The organism is Bacillus sp. AP8, from assembly GCF_000321185.1.
Lineage (GTDB): Bacteria > Bacillota > Bacilli > Bacillales > DSM-1321 > Bacillus_AD > Bacillus_AD massilioanorexius.
Genome location: NZ_CAPG01000048.1, coordinates 58,744 through 64,848, shown reverse-complemented (window position 1 = coordinate 64,848; position 6,105 = coordinate 58,744). Strand labels below are relative to the sequence as shown.

The 6,105-nt window shown below is 34.5% G+C and carries 4 protein-coding genes; all 4 read left to right on the top strand.

Annotation, left to right across the window (positions count from 1 at the left end):
• The first annotated feature begins 131 nt into the window (after positions 1 to 131).
• On the top strand, positions 132 to 578 hold the full coding sequence (locus BN349_RS23945) for a MarR family winged helix-turn-helix transcriptional regulator (protein ID WP_019242782.1): 447 nt from the start codon (positions 132 to 134) through the stop codon (positions 576 to 578).
• 90 nt (positions 579 to 668) lie between these two features.
• Positions 669 to 2,393 (top strand): ABC transporter ATP-binding protein, encoded by a 1,725-nt coding sequence (locus BN349_RS13100; RefSeq protein ID WP_019242781.1) that lies wholly within the window; start codon positions 669 to 671, stop codon positions 2,391 to 2,393.
• Complete coding sequence (locus BN349_RS13095) at positions 2,390 to 4,261, top strand: ABC transporter ATP-binding protein (RefSeq protein ID WP_019242780.1); 1,872 nt, start codon at positions 2,390 to 2,392, stop codon at positions 4,259 to 4,261. The genes BN349_RS13100 and BN349_RS13095 overlap by 4 nt, the downstream gene beginning before the upstream one ends.
• 339 nt (positions 4,262 to 4,600) lie before the next feature.
• The gene (locus BN349_RS13090; protein WP_019242779.1) at positions 4,601 to 6,094 is read left to right on the top strand and encodes a LysM peptidoglycan-binding domain-containing protein; all 1,494 of its coding nucleotides are present in this window, start codon (positions 4,601 to 4,603) and stop codon (positions 6,092 to 6,094) included.
• The last annotated feature ends 11 nt before the right edge of the window (positions 6,095 to 6,105 follow it).

The following is a 6,105-nucleotide window of genomic DNA, read 5'->3' as shown; positions in this document are numbered from 1 at the left end:
TTTTTTTATGTTTAGTCCTCCTTTATTTTCCTTTGACATACATTTTGAACAGCAATATAATTAGCCTACTAAATAATTAATAAACCTAATAATTAGTTTGGATAAATATAAAATAAGGTGGTGTTTTGTAATTGGAAGACCATGAAAAATATGAAAAGCTGATAAGAGCATTTATGCAATATAAACAGCTGGATTGGGAAAAAAAAAGCGTTGACGGATATAAGCCAAGCGAAGTACGCGTTTTAATTTGTATAGAACATGAAGCACTACAGGTAAATTCAGAAACTAAAGTTTCTGATATTAGCAAAATTTTAAAGGTTACTCCTCCATCTATTACGCAAATACTAAATAAGCTAGAAAGAGAAGGATTAGTGGAGCGAAGGATGGATACAAATGATCGAAGAGTTGTATTGGTTAAGCTCACAAAAGAGGGGAAAAACATCGCTCGAAAAGGAAAGAATAATTTCATAAAAATGTTTCATGAGTTACATGACTATCTGGGAGATGAGGATAGTCAAGAATTAGCCAGATTGCTCACAAGAACATTTACGTTTTTTAGTGAATCAAAAAATTTATAATTTAAAAGTGAGATGACGAATGTTTAGGTTAGTTTTACTATAATACTTAAATTTATCGGAGTGAAATCAATGTTTAATGGAGGATAAAAAATGCGTAAATTGCTACCATATTTAAAGCCGTTTATAGTGCCTATTGGCATTGTTATAGGCTTAATTTTTATTCAATCGCTAACAGAATTATTCCTGCCAACTTTAATGGCAGACATTATTGATAAGGGTGTTGTTAATCAAGATATCCCTTATATTTGGAAAATTGGCGGATTTATGCTACTTGTTGCTGCATTAGGTACAATATGTTCGGTTGCAGCTAGCTTTTTTAGTGCGAAGGTGTCCATGTCATTTGGAAAAAATTTGCGCTACAAAGTTTTTTCTCATGTAGAAAGCTTTTCTTTAAATGAATTTGATCAAGTAGGAACAGCTTCATTAATTACAAGAACAACTAATGATATCACACAAGTACAAAATGTTATTAATATGATTTTGCGTATGATGGTGACGGCTCCTCTTATGGCAGCTGGAGGAATTATTATGGCATACTCTAAGGATCCTGAGCTTTCGAAAGTATTAATTATTGCTGTTCCGATACTGTTTGTTGTGATTGGACTTGTAGTGTGGAAAGGGATTCCTTTATTTAAATCAGTTCAAGTGAAGCTTGATCAAGTAAACCGAGTATTACGTGAGAATCTGACAGGTGTTCGTGTTATCCGATCTTTTAACAGAATTAACTATGAAAAAAAGAGATTTAAAGGGGCAAATTCAGATTTAACTGAAACGACTATTAAGGTTAACAAGATAATGGCAACACTAATGCCAGCTCTTATGTTGATTATGAATTACACAACAATCGCTATCATTTGGTTCGGAGCACTTCGAATTAATCATGGTGACATGCTTGTAGGTGATTTAATGGCATTTTTACAATACGCCATGCAAATTATGTTCTCGATGGTTATGTTATCTATGATGTTTGTCATGATTCCACGTGCATCAGCATCAGCAAACCGAATAACTGAAGTGCTGGAAATACAGCAGACTATTATAGAAGAATCAAAGGACATACAAGCCAATAAAAAAGGTTATTTAGAATTTAAAAATGTTACATTCAGTTATCCAGGTGCTGAACATCCAGCGTTGGTAAATCTTTCTTTCCGTGCTGAGCCAGGTGAAGTTACCGCGATCATCGGAGGAACTGGCTCTGGTAAATCGACATTATTAAAATTAATACCGCGATTTTATAAAGTTGATTCTGGAGAAATATTAATTGATGACATAGAAATTAGTCAATTTTCATTAGAATCTTTACGATCTAAGATTGGTCTAGTACCTCAAAAGGCAGTCTTGTTTAGCGGAACTGTGAAGGAAAATATTTTATTTGGAAATGAGAATGCGACAGATGAGGAAGTTATTCACTCTGCAAAAGTAGCTCAAGCATATGAATTTGTCACTAATATGAAGGATGGTTTTGACTCGGAAATTTCACAAGGAGGTACCAATGTCTCTGGTGGGCAAAAGCAACGTTTATCCATTGCAAGAGCTCTCGTAAGAAAACCAGAAATTTATTTGTTTGACGATAGCTTCTCAGCGCTAGATTTCAAAACGGATGCAAAGCTTCGTGGAGCATTAAAGCAAGAAACAACAGATTCAACGGTGTTAATTGTTGCTCAACGAGTATCTACAGTAATGGATGCAGATCGAATTATTGTGCTTGATGAAGGAGAAGTTGCAGGTATTGGAACACATCAACAATTGATGGAAACTTGTGATGTTTATAAAGAAATTGTTTCTTCCCAACTTTCAGAGGAGGAGATTGCATGAGAAAAACCAATCAACATTCTAATCGAAAAGGACCTGGTTTTGGACCACCAGGTGCAGGAGCTCCTGTACAGAAGGCAAAAGATTTTAAAGGAACTTTAAAACGACTAATCGGTTATTTAGCTCCTTATAAAATTCGCTTAATATCGGTCTTTTTTGCGGCAATATTAAGTACGATTTTCATGATATTAGGTCCTAAGATATTGGGGAAAGCAACAACAAAAATCTTTGAAGGAATATCGATGAAATTAGCTGGAGTACCTAATGCAGCGATAGATTTTGACTATATCTTTCGTATTTTGTGCTTACTAGCAGGCTTATACTTATTTAGTTCGCTATTTAGCTGGATTCAACAATTTATCATGGCCAGTGTTGCCCAACGAACTGTTTACACGTTGAGAGAGCAAGCAGAGGATAAAATAAGCAGACTTCCATTGAAATATTTCGATGGTACAACGACTGGTGAAACATTGAGTAGGGTAGTAAATGATATCGATAACATTAGTACTACATTGCAGCAAAGTTTAACTCAATTAATTACATCTATCATAACTATTATTGGTGTAATTATCATGATGCTAACAATTAGTCCAGTGATGACATTAATTTTATTATTAACGTTACCTTTAAGTGCGGTAATCGCAGTATTAGTGGCCAAGAAATCTCAAGGATATTTTGTAGGTCAACAGAAATCATTGGGTGAACTGAGTGGTCATGTAGAAGAAATGTATACGGGTCATGAAGTTGTAAAGGCGTTTGGTCATGAGGAAAAAGCATTAGACGAATTTAAAGTTATTAATGAAAAATTGTATCAATCTGGCTGGAAAGCACAATTTATTTCAGGGGTAATCATGCCATTAATGCAATTCGTCAATAATTTTGGTTATGTATTAATCTCGGTAGTAGGTGGGATTTTTGTAACAAAAAGCTATATTTCAGTCGGTGATATTCAAGCGTTTATCCAATATGCACGCCAATTTTCTCAACCTATTACTCAGACAGCAAATATAGCCAATATTATTCAGTCAACTATTGCGTCAGCTGAAAGAGTATTCGAGTTATTAGATGAAGAGGAGGAGGTTCCAGAAGCGGCTCAAACAAAAGTTATTTCATATCCAAAAGGTCAGGTGACATTCGAGCACGTATCTTTTGGTTATAAAGAAGATGAGTTATTGATTAAAGATATGAATATACATGTTCAACCTGGCCAAATGATTGCTATCGTAGGTCCTACAGGGGCAGGGAAAACAACATTAATTAATTTGTTAATGCGTTTTTATGAAATCAATAATGGCAAAATCTGCATAGATGGTGTCGATATTAAAGAAATGAAACGTAGTGATTTGCATAGCCTATTTGGAATGGTTCTTCAAGATACATGGCTCTTTAATGGAACGATAGCAGATAATATTGCATACGGTCGAGAAGGAGCAACGAGACAAGATGTTGTTACAGCAGCTTGTGCTGCTCATGCCGATCATTTCATCCGTACATTACCAGAAGGATATGACACGGTATTAAATGAAGAAGCAACAAATATTTCACAAGGACAAAAACAGCTATTAACGATAGCGAGAGCAATTTTAGCTGACCCGGCGATTTTAATATTAGATGAGGCTACAAGTAGTGTGGATACTCGAACAGAAATCTTTATTCAAAAAGCGATGAATGCTTTAATGGAAGGTAGAACAAGTTTTGTTATTGCTCATCGTCTTTCAACGATAAAAGATGCTGATTTAATACTTGTTATGAACAATGGAACTGTAATTGAGCAAGGAAATCATAATGAGTTACTTGCGAAAAATGGTTTCTATGCTGATTTATATAATAGCCAATTTTCCGATGAAAGTTTAGCAGATGATGCTGGATAAATATTAAAAAGTAGTCAGTTTGTCTCTAAAAAGGGCCTCTGAAAAGCGATAATAATCACTTTTCAGAGGCCTTTAAGCTGTTGCTATCTACATTTTCATGAATATAAAGGTTGTTTGGTCTGGCGGGTGGTGTGAGCTGTGAATCCGCGTTCTTATTTAAATACTTTCTGAAGTTGATTCCTTCCTTTGTAACGTAGATATAAAAATCTATTTGGAATTGCAGGAATCATTTAAATTGTAGTATTGGTTTTGTCATCTCTGTACTAAAAAACAAGTTTGATTCATAGCTTATTAATGATAGATACTGTATTTTTTAGGAAATGAGAGGAGGAGCAAATTTTGACAGGGCAAAATCAATCGTGTTTACGATTTTCACTAGAAGAATCAATATGGTTCCCAAAAGGTCAAGAGGTCAGTGAACTATATTCGCTTTCCATTGAACCAAATGTTGTTATTTCAGAGCGAAATCAATATATTGTTATTGAAGGAACTCTGGAAGTATCTGGAGAATACCGAGGAGTTGAGGAGAGCGGAGATTGGGAATATACAGAAAGTACATCCATCACTCACACTAGGTATGTGCAAAATGTTGAACGAAATGAAGAGGATGATATTAATACTTTTTATCATACGTTCCCTGTTGATATAAGCATACCTGCAAATCGTATTGAAAATAGAAATTTAATTGAAGTAGATATATCAACATTTGATTACAATATGCCCGAGAATAGTTGCATTAAATTAGTTGCAGAATTACTTATTTCCGGTATTTATGATGAATCAGAACAATATGGGAATCAAACTGAATCACAACTGAATTATTCAATGCGAGAAGATGAGTTACAGCAAAATGAGGAATATACCACTATAGATGTATTTATGCCTCAATTTAATGAACAAAATCATCATGTTGACCAACTTGAGCGTGATCAGGAAGAAACGTCGATAAAAAAGGAATCGAGTATTTATGAGTCATTAATAAGACCAGCTGAAGAATCCATGATAAAAAAGGAATCGAGTATTTATGAGTCATTAATAAGACCAGCTGAAGAATCCATGATAAAAAAGGAATCGAGTATTTATGAGTCATTAATAAGACCAGCTAAAGAATCCATGATAAAAAAGGAATCCAGCATTTATGAGTCATTTACGGCTGAAGCTTATGCGAGACCAGAAGAAGATTCAAAGGTAAAAAGGGAATCTAGTGTGTATGAGTCATTCATGGCTGAATCCCATGCGAGACCAGTAGAAGATTCAACGAAGAAGGAAGAAGTACCTTTTCAAATGAGTCATTATCAACCGATAGGCAGTCGTCCATTTCAAACGGAATTCTCTATACCGATACCTACTTTTATGCCGGTAGATGTGCAAACCAATGAAGCATTACCTAACAGGGAAGAAATAAAAGAAGAAAAAGTAGAGAGTAAGGTTTTAGAAAGCTCGATTAATGAGAGTTTACAAGTTGTGAGAAATAACGAAAGTAAAATAAAAGTAGAGGAAAGCGTAGAAGAGGTCAAAATATATCAGCCTGCTAACAACCGAGAGGAAGCTTTAGATGTAAATGAAAAGCAGGAAAGTAAAAAAGAGCAAGAAAAAGTAGTTGAACATAATCGTTCTACTGTTAGCTTAACGGATTTCTTTGCCAAAAAAGATACAAATACTCAAACCAAATTAAAAGTATGTATTGTGCAAAATGGTGAAAGTATTACTGATTTAGCAAACCGATATCATGTTAGTAAACATGAGATTGTTTCTTCTAACGGTCTTAATAGTGAAAATGATATAACCGAAGGTCAGGTTTTATATATTCCAAGAGTTACAGTTCAAAAATAACTTGTAATACG